This is a genomic window from Sphingomonas bacterium (assembly GCF_028289855.1).
In the GTDB taxonomy this organism is placed as follows: Bacteria; Pseudomonadota; Alphaproteobacteria; order Sphingomonadales; family Sphingomonadaceae; genus Sphingomonas.
In genome coordinates, this window is record NZ_JAQGKZ010000055.1 from 1 (window position 1) to 16,720 (window position 16,720).

26 protein-coding genes and 1 tRNA gene are annotated in these 16,720 nt (G+C 65.5%); 5 read left to right on the forward strand and 22 right to left on the reverse strand.

Features of this window, described 5'->3' with window-relative positions; genetic code table 11:
- From trpA to JWM94_RS05310, 7 genes are all read right to left on the reverse strand, one after another.
- Positions 1 to 714 (reverse strand): tryptophan synthase subunit alpha (trpA, locus tag JWM94_RS05280; RefSeq protein ID WP_299422860.1); only part of this gene is annotated, 714 nt, incomplete at its 3' end.
- 166 nt (positions 715 to 880) lie between these two features.
- Positions 881 to 2,110, reverse strand: a complete 1,230-nt coding sequence (trpB, locus tag JWM94_RS05285; protein WP_299422865.1) for a tryptophan synthase subunit beta — start codon at positions 2,108 to 2,110, stop codon at positions 881 to 883.
- Complete coding sequence (locus JWM94_RS05290) at positions 2,107 to 2,739, reverse strand: phosphoribosylanthranilate isomerase (RefSeq protein WP_299422869.1); 633 nt, start codon at positions 2,737 to 2,739, stop codon at positions 2,107 to 2,109. The genes trpB and JWM94_RS05290 overlap by 4 nt, the downstream gene beginning before the upstream one ends.
- Before the next feature lie 29 nt (positions 2,740 to 2,768).
- A complete protein-coding gene (pyrF, locus tag JWM94_RS05295; RefSeq protein WP_299422874.1) occupies positions 2,769 to 3,443 on the reverse strand; it encodes an orotidine-5'-phosphate decarboxylase in 675 nt (224 codons plus the stop codon).
- Positions 3,440 to 3,784, reverse strand: a complete 345-nt coding sequence (locus tag JWM94_RS05300; protein WP_299422878.1) for a hypothetical protein — start codon at positions 3,782 to 3,784, stop codon at positions 3,440 to 3,442. Before JWM94_RS05300 ends, pyrF begins: the two co-directional genes overlap by 4 nt.
- Positions 3,785 to 3,823: 39 nt before the next feature.
- Positions 3,824 to 6,085 carry a patatin-like protein gene (locus tag JWM94_RS05305; protein ID WP_299423185.1) on the reverse strand — a complete coding sequence of 754 codons (2,262 nt, stop codon included), beginning with the start codon at positions 6,083 to 6,085 and terminating at the stop codon, positions 3,824 to 3,826.
- A 20-nt stretch (positions 6,086 to 6,105) separates the two neighbouring features.
- Positions 6,106 to 6,801 carry an endonuclease/exonuclease/phosphatase family protein gene (locus JWM94_RS05310; protein WP_299422883.1) on the reverse strand — a complete coding sequence of 232 codons (696 nt, stop codon included), beginning with the start codon at positions 6,799 to 6,801 and terminating at the stop codon, positions 6,106 to 6,108.
- A 64-nt stretch (positions 6,802 to 6,865) separates the two neighbouring features.
- On the opposite strand from JWM94_RS05310, the gene JWM94_RS05315 reads away from it, so the two are divergent.
- Positions 6,866 to 7,228, forward strand: coding sequence for a ribose-phosphate pyrophosphokinase (locus JWM94_RS05315; protein WP_299422888.1), 363 nt, complete (start codon positions 6,866 to 6,868; stop codon positions 7,226 to 7,228).
- Positions 7,229 to 7,323: 95 nt separating this feature from the next.
- Here JWM94_RS05315 and JWM94_RS05320 read toward each other — a convergent pair.
- The 4 genes from JWM94_RS05320 to JWM94_RS05335 all read right to left on the reverse strand — a co-directional run bounded on the left by JWM94_RS05320 (position 7,324) and on the right by JWM94_RS05335 (position 9,926).
- A tRNA-Thr gene (locus tag JWM94_RS05320) sits at positions 7,324 to 7,399 on the reverse strand.
- An 18-nt stretch (positions 7,400 to 7,417) separates the two neighbouring features.
- Entirely contained in the window at positions 7,418 to 8,272 is an 855-nt protein-coding gene (locus JWM94_RS05325; RefSeq protein WP_299422892.1) for a hypothetical protein, read from the reverse strand.
- Complete coding sequence (locus JWM94_RS05330; protein ID WP_299422897.1) at positions 8,269 to 8,616, reverse strand: MmcQ/YjbR family DNA-binding protein; 348 nt, start codon at positions 8,614 to 8,616, stop codon at positions 8,269 to 8,271. Before JWM94_RS05330 ends, JWM94_RS05325 begins: the two co-directional genes overlap by 4 nt.
- On the reverse strand, positions 8,613 to 9,926 hold the full coding sequence (locus JWM94_RS05335) for a replication-associated recombination protein A (protein ID WP_299422900.1): 1,314 nt from the start codon (positions 9,924 to 9,926) through the stop codon (positions 8,613 to 8,615). Before JWM94_RS05335 ends, JWM94_RS05330 begins: the two co-directional genes overlap by 4 nt.
- A 125-nt stretch (positions 9,927 to 10,051) precedes the next feature.
- On the opposite strand from JWM94_RS05335, the gene JWM94_RS05340 reads away from it, so the two are divergent.
- Positions 10,052 to 10,645, forward strand: coding sequence for a PadR family transcriptional regulator (locus JWM94_RS05340; RefSeq protein ID WP_299422905.1), 594 nt, complete (start codon positions 10,052 to 10,054; stop codon positions 10,643 to 10,645).
- An 87-nt stretch (positions 10,646 to 10,732) separates the two neighbouring features.
- Positions 10,733 to 11,047, forward strand: coding sequence for a DUF2218 domain-containing protein (locus JWM94_RS05345; RefSeq protein WP_299422909.1), 315 nt, complete (start codon positions 10,733 to 10,735; stop codon positions 11,045 to 11,047).
- Here JWM94_RS05345 and JWM94_RS05350 read toward each other — a convergent pair.
- The 11 genes from JWM94_RS05350 to JWM94_RS05400 form a co-directional block, all read right to left on the reverse strand.
- Positions 11,044 to 11,448: a SufE family protein gene (locus JWM94_RS05350; RefSeq protein WP_299422913.1), complete on the reverse strand. Its 405-nt coding sequence runs from the start codon at positions 11,446 to 11,448 to the stop codon at positions 11,044 to 11,046. The genes JWM94_RS05345 and JWM94_RS05350 overlap by 4 nt on opposite strands.
- Positions 11,449 to 11,600: 152 nt before the next feature.
- Positions 11,601 to 11,849 (reverse strand): hypothetical protein, encoded by a 249-nt coding sequence (locus JWM94_RS05355; protein ID WP_299422917.1) that lies wholly within the window; start codon positions 11,847 to 11,849, stop codon positions 11,601 to 11,603.
- A 31-nt stretch (positions 11,850 to 11,880) separates the two neighbouring features.
- Complete coding sequence (locus JWM94_RS05360; RefSeq protein WP_299422921.1) at positions 11,881 to 12,147, reverse strand: hypothetical protein; 267 nt, start codon at positions 12,145 to 12,147, stop codon at positions 11,881 to 11,883.
- 26 nt (positions 12,148 to 12,173) lie between these two features.
- Positions 12,174 to 12,299 (reverse strand): hypothetical protein, encoded by a 126-nt coding sequence (locus tag JWM94_RS05365; RefSeq protein WP_299422926.1) that lies wholly within the window; start codon positions 12,297 to 12,299, stop codon positions 12,174 to 12,176.
- 11 nt (positions 12,300 to 12,310) lie between these two features.
- Positions 12,311 to 12,583 carry a hypothetical protein gene (locus tag JWM94_RS05370; RefSeq protein WP_299422930.1) on the reverse strand — a complete coding sequence of 91 codons (273 nt, stop codon included), beginning with the start codon at positions 12,581 to 12,583 and terminating at the stop codon, positions 12,311 to 12,313.
- A gap of 11 nt (positions 12,584 to 12,594) precedes the next feature.
- Positions 12,595 to 12,909 carry a hypothetical protein gene (locus tag JWM94_RS05375; protein ID WP_299422935.1) on the reverse strand — a complete coding sequence of 105 codons (315 nt, stop codon included), beginning with the start codon at positions 12,907 to 12,909 and terminating at the stop codon, positions 12,595 to 12,597.
- Between the two features lie 24 nt (positions 12,910 to 12,933).
- The gene (locus tag JWM94_RS05380; RefSeq protein WP_299422940.1) at positions 12,934 to 13,218 is read right to left on the reverse strand and encodes a hypothetical protein; all 285 of its coding nucleotides are present in this window, start codon (positions 13,216 to 13,218) and stop codon (positions 12,934 to 12,936) included.
- Positions 13,219 to 13,240: 22 nt separating this feature from the next.
- A complete protein-coding gene (gene pspC, locus JWM94_RS05385) occupies positions 13,241 to 13,618 on the reverse strand; it encodes an envelope stress response membrane protein PspC (RefSeq protein ID WP_299422945.1) in 378 nt (125 codons plus the stop codon).
- A 1-nt stretch (position 13,619) separates the two neighbouring features.
- Complete coding sequence (pspB, locus tag JWM94_RS05390; RefSeq protein WP_299422950.1) at positions 13,620 to 13,892, reverse strand: envelope stress response membrane protein PspB; 273 nt, start codon at positions 13,890 to 13,892, stop codon at positions 13,620 to 13,622.
- Positions 13,893 to 13,895: 3 nt separating this feature from the next.
- Positions 13,896 to 14,564, reverse strand: coding sequence for a phage shock protein PspA (gene pspA / locus JWM94_RS05395; protein WP_299422955.1), 669 nt, complete (start codon positions 14,562 to 14,564; stop codon positions 13,896 to 13,898).
- 88 nt (positions 14,565 to 14,652) lie between these two features.
- Positions 14,653 to 14,811 carry a hypothetical protein gene (locus tag JWM94_RS05400; protein WP_299422960.1) on the reverse strand — a complete coding sequence of 53 codons (159 nt, stop codon included), beginning with the start codon at positions 14,809 to 14,811 and terminating at the stop codon, positions 14,653 to 14,655.
- Between the two features lie 176 nt (positions 14,812 to 14,987).
- Between JWM94_RS05400 and pspF the strand changes: the two genes are divergently transcribed.
- Positions 14,988 to 16,004 carry a phage shock protein operon transcriptional activator gene (gene pspF / locus JWM94_RS05405; protein WP_299422963.1) on the forward strand — a complete coding sequence of 339 codons (1,017 nt, stop codon included), beginning with the start codon at positions 14,988 to 14,990 and terminating at the stop codon, positions 16,002 to 16,004.
- A 74-nt stretch (positions 16,005 to 16,078) separates the two neighbouring features.
- A complete protein-coding gene (locus JWM94_RS05410; protein WP_299422967.1) occupies positions 16,079 to 16,570 on the forward strand; it encodes a hypothetical protein in 492 nt (163 codons plus the stop codon).
- Positions 16,571 to 16,720: the final 150 nt, after the last annotated feature.

Genomic DNA, 16,720 nt, shown 5'->3' on the forward strand with positions numbered 1-16,720 from the left:
CTCGCCGTGCTGGCCGACCAGCTCGACGATTGCGGAGCCGACCACGACGCCGTCCGCGATGCGCGCGATCGCCGCGGCCTGGTCGGGGGTGCGAACGCCGAACCCGACCGCGACGGGCAAGTCGGTCGCGGCCTTGAGCCGGGCCACGGCGTCCTCGATCGACGCTTGAGCCGCCTGTTGCTTGCCGGTGATCCCGGCGACCGAGACGTAGTAGAGGAATCCGCTTGCGCCATCGAGCACTTGAGGCAAGCGCGCGGCGTCGGTGGTCGGGGTCGCGAGGCGGATCAGGTCGATACCGGCGGCCCGAAGCGCGGGGCCGAGCGAATCGTCCTCCTCGGGCGGAATATCGACGCAGATCACGCCGTCGACCCCGGCATCGCGCGCGGCCGTTGCGAACCAATCCGCGCCGCGGCGGGTCATCGGGTTAGCGTAACCCATCAGGACCAGCGGGACATCAGCGTGCCGCGCGCGGAAACCCTTAGCGATAGTCAGAATGTCGGCGGTGGTCGTCCCCGCGCCGAGGCTGCGCAGATTGCCCGCCTGGATCGCCGGCCCGTCGGCCATCGGGTCGGTGAACGGCATGCCGAGCTCGATCACATCCGCACCGCCCACGACGATCGCGTCAAGGATCGCCGAAGTTGGCCCGTCGCCGGCAGTGACGAAAGCGACGAGCGCGGGACGGCCGCTGGCGAACGCGGCGGACAGGCGGGTCATCCGAGCGCCCTCGAAACGGCATAGCCAATTCCGAAACAAATAATGGCGTAAATCAGGAAGCTCTTGATAAAACCAGATACGAACCCGGTGATAATGGGCCGCCTAAGTTTCGGATCTTGCCAGTCCGTTCGTAGCGCACGTAGGTCGTCCAAAAGACTTGGCTTCGTCATATCTTGACCCCCAGCGCATCCGCCACGGTGAAGATGTCCTTGTCGCCGCGTCCGCACAGATTGGCGAGGATGATCTGGTTTTCGTCCATTTCCCGCGCCTTCTTCACGACTGCTGCGATGGCGTGTGAAGGTTCGAGCGCGGGGATGATGCCTTCGGTGCGGCACAGCAACTGGAACGCGTCGAGCGCCTCCACATCGGTCGCCGAGGTGTATTCGACGCGCCCGATCTCCTTGAGCCACGAATGCTCGGGGCCGATCCCAGGATAGTCGAGTCCCGCCGAAATCGAATGCGCCTCGGCGATCTGGCCGTCTTCGTCCTGCAACAGATAGGTCTTGTTGCCGTGCAGGATGCCTGGGAAACCGCCCGCCAGACTAGCGGCGTGCTTCTTGTCGAGCCCTTCGCCAGCCGCCTCGACGCCGAGCATCTTCACGTCCGCGTCGTCGAGGAACGGGTGGAACAGCCCGATCGCGTTCGACCCGCCGCCGATCGCCGCGACCAATAGGTCGGGCAAGCGGTCGATGCGCGACAGCATCTGCGCCCGCGCCTCGGTGCCGATCACGCTCTGGAAATCGCGGACCAACTCGGGATAGGGATGCGGCCCGGCCGCGGTGCCGATGATGTAGAAGGTGTCGTGGACGTTCGCGACCCAATCTCTCAGGGCTTCGTTCATCGCGTCCTTCAGCGTGTTCGCCCCCGACGTCACCGGAATCACCTCCGCGCCGAGCAGCTTCATGCGGAACACGTTGGGTGCCTGCCGCTCGACGTCCTTGGCGCCCATGTAGATCACGCAAGGCAAGCCGAACCGTGCGCAGACGGTCGCGGTCGCAACGCCGTGCTGGCCGGCGCCGGTCTCGGCGATGATCCGGGTCTTGCCCATCCGCATCGCCAGCAGGATCTGGCCGACGCAATTGTTGATCTTGTGTGCGCCGGTATGGTTGAGCTCGTCGCGCTTGAACCACACTTGCGCGCCCTTGCCGGGTTCGCACCCGGCGCGAATCGACGCGGTCAGCCGCTCGGCGAAGTAAAGCGGGCTGGGGCGGCCGACATAATGTTCGAGCAAATCGTCGAACTGCGCCTGGAACGCGGGATCGGCCTTGGCGCGGCGATATTCGCGCTCGAGCTCGAGGATCAGCGGCATCAGCGTTTCGGCGACATAGCGCCCGCCGAACTGGCCGAAATGCCCGCGATCGTCAGGCTGCGCGCGGAAGGTGTTGGGGGTGCTCATAATCGCGCCACCGCCTGAAGGAACGTCGCGATCTTGTCCACATCCTTGACGCCGGGTGAGGATTCGACCCCGGAGGAAACATCGACCAGCGTCGCGCCGGTGCGTGTCGCAGCTTCAGCGACGTTGTCAGCGGTCAGTCCGCCCGACAGCACCCATGGCAGGGGGTGGCGAAACCCGTCGAGCAAGTTCCAGTCGAACCGCATGCCCATCCCGCCGGGCAACGCCGCCTCTGGCGTCTTGGCGTCATAGAGGATCTTGTCGGCCGCCTGGATATGGCCGCCGAACGCGAGATCGGTGGCACGCTTGACCTCGATTACCGCCCAGATTTGCTTCCCGGTCCGTGCCCCAATCGCAGCGCGCCGCGCTGCCGTCGTCCGGTGGAGTTGAAGCGCATCGAGCCGTCCCGCTGCGACTGCACGCTCGATCAACGCGTCATCGGGATCGACGAACACACCAACACGCTGGACGTGTTCTGGCGTCCGCGCTGCCAGCCCCGCTGCCGCGTCGAATGACAGGTTGCGCGGCGAGGGGGGGAAGAACACGAACCCGACGTGGCTCGCCCCACCAGCGATCGCGCCGTCGAGCGTTTCGGGGGTCGAGAGACCGCAGATCTTGGCGCTGACGGGCATCGCGGCGCTATGGCCGAAGCGATCTGGCCTTACAATGTCGCGCCGATTTCCCGTGCGGCCAGATCGGGATCTTCTGCCCCGGTGATCGGCCGCCCAACCACCAGAATCGACGCCCCTGCGTCGAGCGCCGCGCGCGGCGTGACAACGCGTTTCTGGTCGCCGATGGTGCCGTTTGCGGGTCGCACGCCGGGAACCACGAAGAAACCCTTGGGCCAATGCCGGTGCGCCGCCGCCACCTCGTCGCCCGAGCAGACGATTCCGTCGAGCCCCGCGTCCATCGCCAGATCGGTCAGCCGCAGCACCTGATCGTGTGCCGACCCCTCGATGCCCGTCGTGCGCAAATCGTTCTCGTCGAGGCTGGTCAGCATCGTCACCGCGACGACCTTGGTATCGATCGGCGCCGCCGCCTTGGCATCCTCCAGCATCGCGCGGCCGCCCGCGCCGTGGACGGTCAGCACTGCCGGATCGAGCCCGCGCAGCGACTGGATCGCCTTGCCGACGGTGTTGGGGATGTCGTGGAGCTTGAGGTCGAGGAAAATCGGCAGACCCAGCTCGTGCATTTCCATCACGCCGTGGCGGCCGTTCGCCATGAAGAATTCGAGGCCCAGCTTGATCCCGCCGACATGGTGGCGGACGCGCGTTGCGATTGCCTTGGCCTTCTCGATATCGGGCGTGTCGAGCGCGACGTAGATGCGGCTGGTCATGGCGTTAGCGTCAACGGCGGCGGCACCGGCGGCGTCGGATTGGTGGTGGTCACAGGTACCGGCACCGGGTCCGCGCCCATCGCGACGGGCGTCGGCTTAAGGTCGGCGATCACGCGTTCCGCCGTACTCAACCTTTGTTCGAGCCGCCAACGCGCGGTGCGGAAATAGAGCCAGGTCGGTAGCAGCCCGGCGAGGAAGGTGAGCAGGAGCATGAAGGGCAGGTTCACCTCGGCGTCCAGCCCGCCCCAAAGATGGATCGTCACCCAGGTCCAGTTGCCGAAGGTGAAGATCGCTGCGACGAATGCGAGCAGGCACCACAGCAGGATCTTGAGAAATTGCATGGTTGGGAGGCTAGCCGGACGGTTGGTGTTTGACCAGCCTCAGCCCGCTTCCTTGCGCAACGCGTCAATGAGGCCCGGTACAGCGCTCAACCGCTCCTCTTCCTCATCGAGGATCGCGTGGAATGCCTGACGCTTGATCGCCGCGACCCGACCCGGTTTCATCCGTGCGCGCGGCGGGAGCGCGGAGATGACGATGTCGATCATGCGCTCGGCGCCGTGGAGCCGGCCCCACAGATAGTCGTTCTCTCGGTACGCGCGGCTGAAGAAGGCGCCGAACGCGTTGAACTGAATGCCCTTCAACGTCGCCTCGGCGCCGCCCTGGCGGATGGATCCGGCGTCCTCGGGCGCGATGCGGTCGACCTTGATCGGGTCGAATTCGTCGAGCCCCTCGCCCTGTAACAGCGGCAGCGTCGCGACATCGAAAAACGGGAAGCCGAGATAGGCGAGCAGGAGCGGCCGCTTGACCTCTTTCGCCATGCCCTCGAACGCCGCCGCCATCTTCGCGTCGGTCGCATCGTCGAGCCCGCGCAAATCGAGCGACGCCGCGAGCAGATCGAGCACCGGCTGCGCATCGGCGCGCATCGCCCGCACGTCGCGGCGCAATTTGGCGTGCGCGTCGGTGCGTTTGGCTTCGAGATAGCCGGCCAGCGCGTCGTAGATCGCCTCGCGCGCGGTGGCGAGTTGCGCCTCGGTCAGTTCCACTTCGAGCCCAGCGAGGCGGCGGGCGACCATGCGCAGGCGGCGGATGCGGAAACCGAGATCGAACGAGCGCAGGAACAGGATTGCCGACGGGCTCGCCTTGCCTGCGAAGGTCAGCCCGCCGTCCATCGCGCGCACCGCTTCCTCGACCGCATAGCGAATGCGGTGATACCGCTCCGGCGCCAGTTCGCCCCCGACCGAGTGGAGCAGGCTGGCAATCAGGTCGACGACGCCTGCGACCTTCAAATGGCCATAGGCGGCATAGCCGAACCCGGACTTCGCTGCCGCCGCGTTCTGCGCCTTGGCGCGCCACGCCGCGAGCCGCGCGGGCGTGGGGGAGTCGAGAAACAGGGTATAGCCGAACAGCGATTCGATCTGCGCCTCGACTTCGGGCCGGATCGACCGCGTAATCGCACGCATCCGGTCGATCCGCTCGCTGCGGTCCTGGATCGCTTCCAGATTGTCGCGGATCGGTTGCTGGCGGGGAATTTCGGAAATCGCCCCGATGATCGTCTGGAAGAACCCCGGCATCGCCGCGGCGGTCGCGCCGAACTGAAAGCTCGGGCCGGGGGCGGGATCGATATAGATGAAACGCCTGTCGATCTCGCGCCGCGCCGGGCGCTCGCGCAGGGCATCCATCGCCGGGCGGAACGGTGCGTTGACCAGCACCGATCCGTCGATCAGCACCGCGGTGTTGATGGCATTGGCGGCATATTGGCGCGGCAGCGCGCGCTCGAGGAATGCTTCGCGGGTCGGCCAGCCCAGACTGCGCTCCTCGAGCACACCATCGAGCTCAGCGACGCAGAACGGCGGGAACGCGCCGGGAAAGCTCGAGGTGGCGCGTGCGGCAAAGGTCAACTCGGCGGGATCGGCGAACGCGCCGGTGCCGTGGTCGGTGAACGGGATGACCAGCCGGTGCTCGGTTTCCATCACTTCGGCGGGCGAATGCAGTTCGAGCCGCTCCGGATGACCGCGAAAATCCGTCACGGTAACGAACAGATCGAGCGGCTGGCCGTCGGGCAGCAAGCGCCCGTCGCCGCCGCCCGCCGCCATCGCCTCCAGCGCGTCGAGGATCAGGTTGGAAAAACGCTCGCCACCGAACGGCGGCTCGAACCAGCGCGAGCGGACGAATTGCGACAGCTTAGCGCTGACCTCACGCCGCGCGCCGGCCTCGACCAGCTCGTCGATCCGCGCCGCGCCGCGGCGTTGCGCCATCCATGCGATCGGCAATGCCCAGATCTTGGTCCAGCGGTGACGCGCGGCCTGCTTCGGGTCGATGAGCGCCTCGATATCGGCGGTGTCGAGCCATAATTGCGTCAGCGGCTCGAGGCTCTGCCCCGTCGCGATCGCCTGCGCCAGAAACACGCCGTTGATCCCGCCCGCGCTGGCCCCCGCGACGATGTCGGGCAGCACGCGTAGCCGCAGATCGGCTTCTTTCTCGATCTCCTCGAACAGCTGGTGATAGACGCGCTCGGTCGAAGACAGCGTGGGTGTCCCGTCGGCGTGGAACGCGCGGCTGGCGCGGGCGAGCCGCCAGATTTCCTTGGTGATGCCGTGCATGTAGACCGCCAGGCTGATCCCGCCGTAGCAGACCAGCGCCATGCGCAATTCCTTCTCGCGGCTCACGCCGGCTCGACCTTGGCCCAGATCGGCAGATGATCGGACGCGGTGCGCGACGCGGGCGTGTGGTGCACCCCGCAATCGGCGATCCTGAGCTCGGGCGAGGCCATGATGCGGTCGAGCCGGCCAACCGGACGGCGCGCGTGGAAACTCGGGCCGGTCGCGGCGATGGTGAAACGCTCGGCGAAATTCTTGAGGCAGCCCGAATGCCGTGTCCATTCGTTGAGGTCGCCCATCATCACCGTCGGCAAGCGATCGGTGCTGGCGTCGAGATGCGCGAGGATCGCATCGGCCTGACGCCGCCGCATCAGCCCCGACAGGTCGAGGTGCATCCCCACGATCCGCACCATCGCGCCGTTGATCCGAAGATCGGCCATCACCGCGCCGCGCGGCTCGAGCGTCGGCAGGTGGATCGATTCGCAATCGACGATCGTCGCGTCCTTGCGCACCAGAAGCACATTACCGTGCCACCCGCTCGACGCCGCACGCGCACCGAACGGCACGGCTTTCCATGGGCTGTGATCGGCCAGATGGTGCGGGCTCAGGATCGCGGCGCGCCCGCCGAAGCGTCGATCGGCTTCCTGCAGCGCGATCACGTCGGCGTCGATTTCATGGAGGACGTGCAGGATCCGGTCGGGGCTGCGAATTCGATCGGTGCCGACGCCCTTGCGGATATTGTAGCTGGCGACCTTGATCATTGAGGTAGCGAACGCCTTCCGCCTCGTGCGGGTTGCACCTAAGCCGAGTAAGGGAGAGCGGGCAATGACCGACTCGTCGATCGCCGATGTTGAGCGTGTGCGCAGGCTGCTGATCGCGGCCGCGCGCGAGGGGCGGGCGGTGAGCTATTCGGAATTGCTCTCCGACCTCGGCCATCGGTTCACCCGGCCCAGGATGCGCGCGGTGTGTAGAACGCTCGACGCGATCGATGAGGCAGCAATTGCGGTAGGCGAGCCCGAGCTCGCGGTGCTGGTGGTGCGCGAATCGGATCGATTGCCGGGGCAAGGCTGGTGGGGCGGCGCGCGGGCGCTCGTGCTGGGGTACGATGGGCCGTGGACGGGGCCGCGCGCGATGGAGTTGGTCCACGCGCAACAGCAGATCGCGTTCGACTATTGGCAGGATCGGTAGCGCCGCGGCAAAAGCCGCGTCGTCGGTCCTCGCGGTGCGAGGCCGGCCGCGCTTTCGCTTGTCACGATTTAGCATGGCTAAATCGCTGCGAAAGCTGGTGCCGGCTGCAGGAATCGAACCCGCGACATCCAGTTTACAAAACTGGCGCTCTACCAACTGAGCTAAGCCGGCATCCGTCGCCCCAATGCGTCAGGAGACGCCGAAGGTCCAGCCTTCGGTGCGGGCGATTTCCGGGCTGAGGCCCGCCGGGGACCATAGTTCGCGCCGATCGGCATTGGCGCGCAGCCATGCCGAGGCGAGAATCGCGTCGGTCGAATGGTCGTCGTAGCGGCTCAGTGGCGCGTGAGATTGCGATCCCAGTGTGGCGAGCGCTTGGTCCAATGCCGCCGCTGTCCGCAATTTGCTCAATCCCTTGCGCAGACCCGCCGCGCGCGCTGCGATCGTGGTATAGATTTCGACGATCGCCATGCCCTTCGCCGGCGGCGGGTCGAACGGCCAGATCGCGACTTGGCCATCCAACCGATGCAGCAGGCGCATCCCGGCGAAGCTCGCCTTGGCGACCTGTGCTGCGCCGATCGCGTCGTAGACCGTGGTCGCCTTGCCGAAGCCGGCGTCGTTGTGCAGCGCCTCGACGCGGCGGAAATGGAGGAATTGGGCCTTCGCACCGTCGTCCGCGCCGAGATAGAAATGCGTCCCGCGCCGGCTGTCGATGAAGGATGCCGCGCCAAGGTCTTCGTCGGGGCTGTTGGCATCGACATACGCCCAGAATGCTTTCGCATCGGTCTGTGTGCTCTCGCCCGGCAGATACGCGCCGCGCTCAATGAACGGCGCGCAAAAGCTCATGTCGAACCCGACCAGCATCGGTTCCGCGCGGTTCGCGAGCAGCCAGTCGAGGATCGCGGCGCGCGACCAAGCGCCACCGGGCGGATCGACCAGCACGGGTGCGTCATTGCCCGTGTCGCACACCGCCAGCGCGATACCCTTATGCCGGCTGCCCTTCGCGCCCGACCAGTCGATCGCGGCGAAGCGGGTGAAGTGCGTCACTTCTTGCGCGGCTTCACCGGCTTCTTCGCCGCGGTCCAGTCGCGCGAGCGTTCGATCATGGCTTTGACGCGGTCGGGATCGGCGCTGTCGTAGCGGATCAGTACCGCCGGCCAGCCTTCATAATGCGGCGTCTGCCAGAAAGTGTCGGGGTCGGTTTCCTTGAGCATCTCGACCGTGTCGAGGTCGATCGCGATGCCGAACGAGGTCTGGTCCTCGTGGCCGGTGTACAGGAACGCGCGGCCGTTCGACGCGACCTTGACCGCGGGCTTGCCGTAGCTTTTGCCCAACTCGGCATCGGGCAGCGACAGCGCATAGGCGACGGCATCATCCCAACTCGCGATCATTTCCCCTCCTTCAGGGTCCGCCAGTAATCGAGCCGCTCCTGGATGCGCTTTTCGAACCCGCGATCGGTGGGTGTGTAGAAAGTCTGCGGCATCATCTCTTCGGGCCAGTAATTGTCGCCCGAAAAGCCATGCTCGGTATCGGGGTCGTAGTGGTACCCTTTGCCGTAACCGATATCCTTCATCAGCTTGGTCGGTGCGTTGAGGATGTTTGGCGGCGGCATCAGCGACCCGGTGTCTTTCGCCGATTTCCAGGCCGCGCCCATCGCTTTGTACGACGCGTTCGATTTGGGCGCGGTTGCGAGGTAGAGGCACGCCTGCACCAGCGCGAGTTCGCCTTCGGGCGAGCCGAGGAAATCGTAGGTGTCCTTGGCGGCGATGCATTGCACCAGCGCGTTCGGGTCGGCGAGCCCGATATCCTCGACCGCCATCCGTACCAGCCGGCGCAGCAGGTACAGCGGCTCCTCGCCGGCGGTCAGCATCCGCGCGAGATAGTAGAGCGAGGCCTGCGGATCGCTGCCGCGCACCGCTTTGTGCAGCGCGGAGATCAGATTGTAATGCCCCTCGCGGTCCTTGTCGTACACCGCGACGCGGCGCTGCAGGAACGACGACAGCCCGGCCGGGTCGAGCGGTTCTGGCAGGTCGACCGAGAACAGAGTCTCGGCCTGGTTGAGCAGGAAGCGGCCGTCGCCGTCGGCGCTCGCCACCATCGCGTCGCGCGCTTCGGGGGTGAGGGGGAGGGGGCGGCCTTCCATTTCCTCGCCGCGGTCGAGCAATTTGCACAAAGCGATATGATCGAGCCGGTGAAGGATGAGCACTTGCGCGCGGCTGAGCACCGCGGCGTTGAGCTCGAAGCTCGGGTTTTCGGTGGTCGCGCCGATCAGCGTCACCGTGCCGTCCTCGACATAGGGCAGGAAGCCGTCCTGCTGCGCGCGGTTGAAGCGGTGGATCTCGTCCACGAACAGCAAGGTGCGCTTGCCGATCCTGGCATGCTCGCGCGCTTCGGCGAACGCCTTCTTGAGGTCGGCGACGCCGGAGAATACCGCGCTGATCGCGACGAAGCGCAACCCAACCGCATCGGCCAACAGCCGCGCGATCGTCGTCTTGCCGGTGCCGGGCGGCCCCCACAGGATCATCGACGACAATTTGCCCGCCGCGACCATCCGCCCGATCGCGCCGTCGGGGCCGGTGAGATGTTCCTGCCCGACGACGTCCTCCAGCCGCTGCGGCCGCAATTTGTCGGCGAGCGGGGCGTTCTCGTGGATCGTGTCGGGAGCGGCTTCGGGTTCGAAACCGGCGAAGAGGTCGGCCATGGCAGCAAGATAGGCGCTCTCGCGCGCGAATCCCACCCGGCCGAATTTATCCTAAGATATATCTTGACACCCTCGAATAAAGATATATCTTAGCTCCATCGTGATATAGAAAAGGACTTCCACGAATGTTTATGTATTTTGAAAACCGCGGCCGTGGCTGCCATCCCGGGATGCGTCAGGGCATGCATCGCGGCTGGGGCCAACACGCCCGCCATTGGGGCGGCCGCGGTGAACGCGGGCCGCGCGGCGAAGGCCGTTCGCGGCGAATGTTCGACGGCGGCGAGCTTCGGCTCGTGCTGCTCAAGTTGATCGCCAACGAACCACGCCACGGCTATGACCTGATCCGCCAGATCGAGGAACTGACCGGCGGCGCTTACGCTCCGAGTCCCGGCGTGGTCTATCCGACCATCACGTTGCTCGACGACATGGGGCTGATCGCGCAGCAGCAGAGCGAGGGCGCCAAGAAGGCGTTCGCGATCACCGACGCCGGCACCGCCGAGCTCGACGCCAACAAGGAGCTGGTCGACACGCTGTTCGCCCGCCTGGCCGCGCTGGGCGCGGAGCGGCAGAAGACCGACGTGAAGTCGGTGCGCCGCGCGATGGGCAATCTGCGCGAAGTGCTGATCAACCGGCTCAGCGCGGGCGATTTCGACGAGAACACGCTGCACGATGTCGTCGCGCTGATCGACGAGGTCGCGCAGAAGATCGAGCGGCTGTAACCGTGGGCGGCACCAGCCGTCTCGCCATTCTCCGCCGGCGGCTCGGTCTCGACGACCCGGCCGCCGGCGCCTCATCGAAAGACTCCCATGACCATTTCCGCGACCGCCAGGGTGCCGACCGCGAGCGCCAGCAAATATCTCCAACAGCTGTGCAAGCATTGGCAGCACAATCTGACCGTTGAGTTCGCCACCGATCACGGCACGGTCATATTCCCGAAGGATGCGCGCGGTGCCGACTGGCCGGGCGAGGGACTGGTGACGTTCGATGCTGGCCCATCCGCGCTCGACGTGCGGATCGACGCCAGCGTCGAAGCCCAACTCGAAGGTCTGAAAGGCGCCGTCGCCCGTCACTTAGACCGCTTCGCTTTCCGCGAAGCGCCGCTCACGTTCGATTGGCGCTAGGCGTACCGCTGCGCCGTCGCGCGGATCAGCGCGATCATGTTGGGGATGCCCTGCGTGCGGTTCGAGCTGAGCTGGTTCTTCAGATCGAACGGCGCGAGGGCAGCGTCCACGTCGGTTGCCAGGATGTCCGTCGGCGATCGGTCCTGCACCGTCGCCAGCACCAGCGCGATAATGCCCTTTGTAATCGCGGCGTTGCTGTCGGCGAGGAAGTGGAGCGTGCCGTCGGCCCGCACCGTGGGATAGACCCACACCGACGCTGAGCAGCCGCGGACAAGGGTGGTGTCGGTCTTAAGCGGCTCGGGCATGTCCTCGAGCCCGCGGCCCAGGTCGATCAACAGGCGATAGCGATCGTCGGCGTCGAGGAACTCGAATTCGTCTTGCAGATCGGCGAGGCTGGGCATGCTCGACGCTATAGCGTGGCGTCGCCGGTTGGTAACCCGGCGTCGTGCTGAACTTGTTTCAGCATCCATGCGATCCGATCAATCCCAAGCGGACGGCTACAGGCTGAGCGCGCGCATGGATGCTGAAACGAGTTCAGCATGACGGGTGGATGCTACAGATCCACCCCCGACGCGATCGCCTCGAGCTTGCGGATGCGTTCCTTCAAATCCGCGATCTCAATCCGCGCGCTGGCGTTGGGCAGCGTCGGGCCGTCGGTGTGGCCGTGGTCGGCGAACGTGGTCAGCTCGCGTTCCTTGAGGCTCAGCCAGCCGCGCCAGCCGGCGAGGCCCGCGAGGCAAACCATGCCCAGTCCGGCCAGGCTCGCGCCCGCCATGGTGAAGTAAAGGTTGGGGTCGGTCATGACAGACGTCTCCATGCTAATAGGCGACCGGTCAGCGGTCGGTGTTGCGCAGCTGCTCGATCTCGCGGTCGAGGGTGCTGCTGGTGTTGGTGTCGGTGATTACGCGTTCGAGCACCGCGATGCGTTCCTTGAGGCCACGAATGTCCTCGCGCAGCTGCTTGTTCTCGGTCGCCGTCGCATCGTCGCGCAGGCTGTAATCGTTGCCGTGCTTGTCGCGGCCGACGCCGTACCTGGCGCGCAGAATGCCGCCCACGGTGACGATCAGAACGATGCCGATGACCATTTCGAAGGGGTTCATGGGGAGGCTCCCTCAGCTTCGGTTTGTTATTCGGCCGGCTGGATCTGCGCTTCGCGCATCGCGCGGCGGCGCGGACGATCGACCCGCTCGGTCAGCCAGACCGCGATGCCCGTGGGGATCGCGATGACGGCGATGAAGATAATCAGTCCCATTGTTACGTCCTTCAATTGAGCGGCGCGGGGTCGTCGCGCAGCTTTTCGATTTCTTCGGCGACATCGATGCCGCGGTCGGTGACGATGCGTTCGAGAACGCGCATCCGTTGTTCCAGCCGTTCGGTCTGGGCCGCATATTGCGCGGCCTTTTCGGCGACCTTGTCGGCCTGGAGCTCGAGCTGGCGCTGGCGATAGGCGAACCAGGGCTTCACGAAGACGCCGCCGATAATCGCCAGCAGGCCGCACGAGATGCCGAGAACCGGAATGAGTAGAACGTTGATCATCAAATTCCCTTTCAGTCGCGGCTGCGCAGTTCGTCGATTTCGCGGCTGACGCGCTCGGCGGGATCGGTGGCGATCCGTTCGAGCACGCGCAGGCGCTCCTCGAGCCGTCCGATCTGGCCGACCAGCTTCTCGTTTTCACTCGAAAGCAGTTCGACCTTGCGCTCCGCTTCCATGTCGCTGGCGACGAAGCCGTTGCGGCGGTTATTGCGGCGCGTGGAGCGGTCCTCCAGCGGCAATCCGTGCTTGGCGCGGATCGACATCTTGATGATCCCACCGAAGATGCCCATCGCGATGATCGCCAGGACGAAAAGTTGACCGTCGTGCATTTATTTTCTCCCTAATCCAGTCGGTCAGCGCAGCGCGTCGATTTCGCGGGCGGTGCGCTCGGCGGGATCGGTGGCGATCCGTTCGAGTACCGCGAGCCGCGCTTCGAGCCGCGTAATCTGGCCGGCCTGGCGTTCGTTCTCATTGGTCAGCAATTCGACCTGGCGCTTGGCGCCGACTTCATCGCTGCCCTCCGGCTCTTCGAGCGGGTAACCGTGCCTGGCGCGGACCCAGGTATTCGCGACCCAGGCGACCGGCCCAATGGTCACCGCGGCGATCGGAATAAGAATCCCAAGTTCTGACATGCTCATCGTGAACCTCCCGTTCAGCCGCTCAGCGCAGGCTGTCGATTTCGTCGGCCAGCCGGCTGTTGCGGCTGGTATAGAGCGTCTCGATATCGGCGAGCCGGCGATCGAGATCGCGGAACTTGGAGCGGACCTCGGCGGTCGAGCGCGACGGATTGGTGCGCACGCCCTGCCAGAACTTCGCGTCCTCGGCGTCCTCGTACAGGCCGAACGGCTTGTGGGGGGCGACCCAGGCGGTGATGAAGTAGGCGGGGATGACCCAACCCGAGGTGATCAGCGCCAGGACCACGGTGCCGACGCGAACCATCGTCACATCGATACCGGTGTACTCGGCGATCCCCGCGCAGACCCCAAGGAACTTCTTGTTCTGCTTGTCGAGGTAGAATTTGGTGCGGCTGGCGGACATTTCAGTTCCTCCGGGTGGTAGGGAATTCGGCCGGGTCGGCGGCGAGCGGCATGCTCGACTTCCAGTCCGGGTGGTCGGCGGCAACGATGCGTTCGACCGTGGAAACGCGATCTTCGAGGCGGCGCGCGAGCGAGTAGAGCTCGTCGAGCAGCTTTTCGTCCTCGTTCGTGATCTTCGGCGCTTGCTTCCATTTCGTGACGTAGTGGAAGATCAGCCAAGGGAGGCCGATGAACAGCATCCCGACGATCAGGACGGGCAACAGAAACTCGTCCATGGCTTACGATCCCTTCTTGATACGCGCCTTGAGCGCTTCGAGTTCGGCATCGACCTTTTCGGATGCCTTCAACTCGGCCATTTCCTCCTCCAGCGTCTTGGGCATGCTGCCCAATCCGGCGGCTTCGGCGCGGCCCTCGGCCAGGTCGACCTGACGCTCCATCACGTCGAAGCGCGAGAAGGCGTCCTGCGTGCGGCCGGCCGAATAGACTTCGCGGATGCGGAAGCGGTTGTGCGCGGTTTCGAGCCGGGTTGAGATCGACGACTGGCGGTTGCGCGCCTCGTTCAGCTTCTTCTGCAGCTTGGCGATATCCTCTTCGGATGCGCGCAACGCATCGTCGAGCACGGTGATCTGGCCGGTCAGTTCGGCGGCCATGTTGGTCGCCTTCTGCCGCTCGACCAGGGCCGCTTTGGCCAGGTCCTCGCGATCCTTCGACAGCGCCAGTTCGGCCTTCTCGGTCCAGCTTTCCTCGAGCTGGGTGAGCTTGCCGATATGGCGCCGCATCTCCTTCTGGTCGGCGATGGTGCGCGCGGCGGAGGCGCGAACCTCGACCAGCGTTTCTTCCATCTCCAGGATGATCATGCGGATCATCTTCGCCGGGTCTTCAGCCTTGTCGAGCAAGTCGGTGAAGTTGGCGGCGATGATGTCGCGGGTTCGCGAAAAAATGCCCATGTTGGTGTTACTCCTCGGAAATCTACGCTTTACTCGGTGGGGATGCCGGGGCGGGCAGCAAGGGGGAAACCCGCCCCGGCAGTGGCCATCACGCCCGGGGGGCGGCGGCAACCTGATGGGTTTGAGCGGCAGTCTGCGCTTGGGCCAGGCCGGGGCCGAGCGCCGCCATCATCAGCGACGACCCGCACACCAAGGTGCTGACGACCACCACGACCGTGCGGCCCAGACCATTCGAAAACTTGTCCATTGTCTTACTCCCTAGAATTTCGTTGCGCCGTCGGGCGGCGTTGCCAAGGTGATTGCAGCTAGCGTGCCAATTGCGGAAAACGGCGGAAATCCGCCGTTCCTGGCCCAATTTCGGATTGGCCAGCGGCTTTTCGCTTGCCAACGGTTGGGAAAATACACCAAGTGTTGGGAATGGTAATGGAGCGCACGTCCCAGGTTATCGGTCAGTCGGGTCCGTTCCTCGATGCGCTCGAGCGCGCGAGCCGCGCCGCCGCGCTCGACCGTCCCGTATTGGTGATCGGCGAGCGCGGTACCGGCAAGGAACTGGTCGCCGAACGCCTCCACCGCCTGAGCCCGCGCTGGGACCACCCGCTGATCATCATGAATTGCGCGGCGCTGCCCGAGACGCTGATCGAGGCCGAACTGTTCGGGCACGAGGCTGGGGCGTTCACCGGCGCGACGCGCGCGCGGCCGGGGCGGTTCGAGGAAGCCGACGGCGGGACGCTGTTCCTCGACGAACTCGGCACGCTGTCGATGGCGGCGCAGGAGCGGCTTCTACGCGCGGTCGAATATGGCGAGGTGACGCGGATCGGCTCGTCGCACCCGGTGCGGGTCGATGTCCGCATCGTCGCCGCGACCAACGAGAATCTGCCCGACAAGGTCGAGCGCAATCAGTTTCGCGCCGACCTGCTCGACCGGTTGAGCTTCGAGGTGGTCACCTTGCCCCCTCTTCGCGCGCGGCCCGGCGACGTCGGGGTGCTCGCCGACCATTTCGGGCGGCGGATGGCGGCGGAGATGGCGCGCGATTGGGAAGGGTTCGCGCCCGAGGCGATCGACGCGCTGATCGATTACCAATGGCCGGGCAACGTCCGCGAGTTGCGCAACGTCGTCGAACGCGCGGTGTATCGTTGGGAGCAACCGGGGCCGATCGCGCTGATCGAATTCGACCCGTTCCAGTCGCCGCATCGCCCAGGGGCGAGCGATGCGCCGCAAGCGCCCGCGCCGGCGCCCATCACGCCGACGCCATCGGTCGGCCCGGGCGACGCCGAGCCCGCCGATTTCAAGTCGCGCGTGGCGCGCTTCGAACGCGACGTGCTGGCCAAGGCGCTCGCCGCCAACCGCTTCAACCAGCGCCACACCGCCGATGCGCTGGGCCTGAGCTACGACCAGCTCCGCCATGCGCTGCGCCGCCACGATCTGCTGCCCGGCGGGTGACCGAAATATCCTATACGCCGACCGTCCGCCCATCGCATTGAAAGGGCCGTTTTGATCGGGGTGGGGTGACGGCGATGATGATCGGTTTGGTCGCGTTGATGGGTTTGGCGATGGGCGCGATGCCCGCGGACGGCCCGGTGAAGAAATATGACGGGGGCTGGGACCTCTACAAGAACGACGACAATTGCGCGCTGCTGCGCTCCTACGCCGGCGATACCACGCTGCGCATCGCCTATTTCCCCAAGGAAGACACCGCGCGCGTCGCGGTGATCGACGGTGCGCTGAAGGGCGTGATCGATGGCGGCGACTATCAGTTTCAGCTCTATTTTCTGAACGGCGATGCGATCGACAAGGGGTGGGGGACGATCAAGCTGAAGGGGGTGAAATATCCCGACCTCGGCTCCGGCTACAAGTTTGCCGTCAGCGGCAAGACCTTCCTCGCCGACATGGGCAAGAACAAGCTGATGGGCATCATGGACGGCGACAAGGTCGTCGAAAGCCTGAAGCTCGATTCGCTGTCGGACGCGTTGGTCGGGCTGGAGGCTTGTTCTCTGGGCGTCAGTTAAGCGCAGCGTCGAAGGGGGAAGAAGGCGTCGTTCGCGGGGAGGCGGGCGGCGCCCTTTCTTTTTGGCCGAGGCGATGGAATCGCTTGCGCAACGACTATGACGGACCCATTTGCAGGGCGTCGGCGTTTGCACTGCGAACCCTGAACCCGT

Coding starts and splice junctions, on each gene's coding strand:
- JWM94_RS05330 (WP_299422897.1), bottom strand. CDS start 8,616: ATGATCGCGAGTTGGGATGATGCCGTCGCCTATGCGCTGTCGCTGCCC.
- JWM94_RS05305 (WP_299423185.1), bottom strand. CDS start 6,085: ATGGCGCTGGTCTGCTACGGCGGGATCAGCCTGGCGGTCTACATGCAC.
- JWM94_RS05375 (WP_299422935.1), bottom strand. CDS start 12,909: ATGCACGACGGTCAACTTTTCGTCCTGGCGATCATCGCGATGGGCATC.
- JWM94_RS05315 (WP_299422888.1), top strand. CDS start 6,866: ATGACCGACTCGTCGATCGCCGATGTTGAGCGTGTGCGCAGGCTGCTG.
- pspC (WP_299422945.1), bottom strand. CDS start 13,618: ATGTCCGCCAGCCGCACCAAATTCTACCTCGACAAGCAGAACAAGAAG.
- JWM94_RS05335 (WP_299422900.1), bottom strand. CDS start 9,926: ATGGCCGACCTCTTCGCCGGTTTCGAACCCGAAGCCGCTCCCGACACG.
- JWM94_RS05290 (WP_299422869.1), bottom strand. CDS start 2,739: ATGCCCGTCAGCGCCAAGATCTGCGGTCTCTCGACCCCCGAAACGCTC.
- JWM94_RS05355 (WP_299422917.1), bottom strand. CDS start 11,849: ATGACCGACCCCAACCTTTACTTCACCATGGCGGGCGCGAGCCTGGCC.
- trpB (WP_299422865.1), bottom strand. CDS start 2,110: ATGAGCACCCCCAACACCTTCCGCGCGCAGCCTGACGATCGCGGGCAT.
- JWM94_RS05400 (WP_299422960.1), bottom strand. CDS start 14,811: ATGGACAAGTTTTCGAATGGTCTGGGCCGCACGGTCGTGGTGGTCGTC.
- JWM94_RS05370 (WP_299422930.1), bottom strand. CDS start 12,583: ATGATCAACGTTCTACTCATTCCGGTTCTCGGCATCTCGTGCGGCCTG.
- JWM94_RS05410 (WP_299422967.1), top strand. CDS start 16,079: ATGATGATCGGTTTGGTCGCGTTGATGGGTTTGGCGATGGGCGCGATG.
- pyrF (WP_299422874.1), bottom strand. CDS start 3,443: ATGACCAGCCGCATCTACGTCGCGCTCGACACGCCCGATATCGAGAAG.
- pspF (WP_299422963.1), top strand. CDS start 14,988: ATGGAGCGCACGTCCCAGGTTATCGGTCAGTCGGGTCCGTTCCTCGAT.
- pspA (WP_299422955.1), bottom strand. CDS start 14,564: ATGGGCATTTTTTCGCGAACCCGCGACATCATCGCCGCCAACTTCACC.
- pspB (WP_299422950.1), bottom strand. CDS start 13,892: ATGGACGAGTTTCTGTTGCCCGTCCTGATCGTCGGGATGCTGTTCATC.
- JWM94_RS05365 (WP_299422926.1), bottom strand. CDS start 12,299: ATGGGACTGATTATCTTCATCGCCGTCATCGCGATCCCCACGGGCATC.
- JWM94_RS05345 (WP_299422909.1), top strand. CDS start 10,733: ATGACCATTTCCGCGACCGCCAGGGTGCCGACCGCGAGCGCCAGCAAA.
- JWM94_RS05340 (WP_299422905.1), top strand. CDS start 10,052: ATGTTTATGTATTTTGAAAACCGCGGCCGTGGCTGCCATCCCGGGATG.
- JWM94_RS05300 (WP_299422878.1), bottom strand. CDS start 3,784: ATGCAATTTCTCAAGATCCTGCTGTGGTGCCTGCTCGCATTCGTCGCA.
- JWM94_RS05360 (WP_299422921.1), bottom strand. CDS start 12,147: ATGAACCCCTTCGAAATGGTCATCGGCATCGTTCTGATCGTCACCGTG.
- JWM94_RS05380 (WP_299422940.1), bottom strand. CDS start 13,218: ATGAGCATGTCAGAACTTGGGATTCTTATTCCGATCGCCGCGGTGACC.
- JWM94_RS05310 (WP_299422883.1), bottom strand. CDS start 6,801: ATGATCAAGGTCGCCAGCTACAATATCCGCAAGGGCGTCGGCACCGAT.
- JWM94_RS05350 (WP_299422913.1), bottom strand. CDS start 11,448: ATGCCCAGCCTCGCCGATCTGCAAGACGAATTCGAGTTCCTCGACGCC.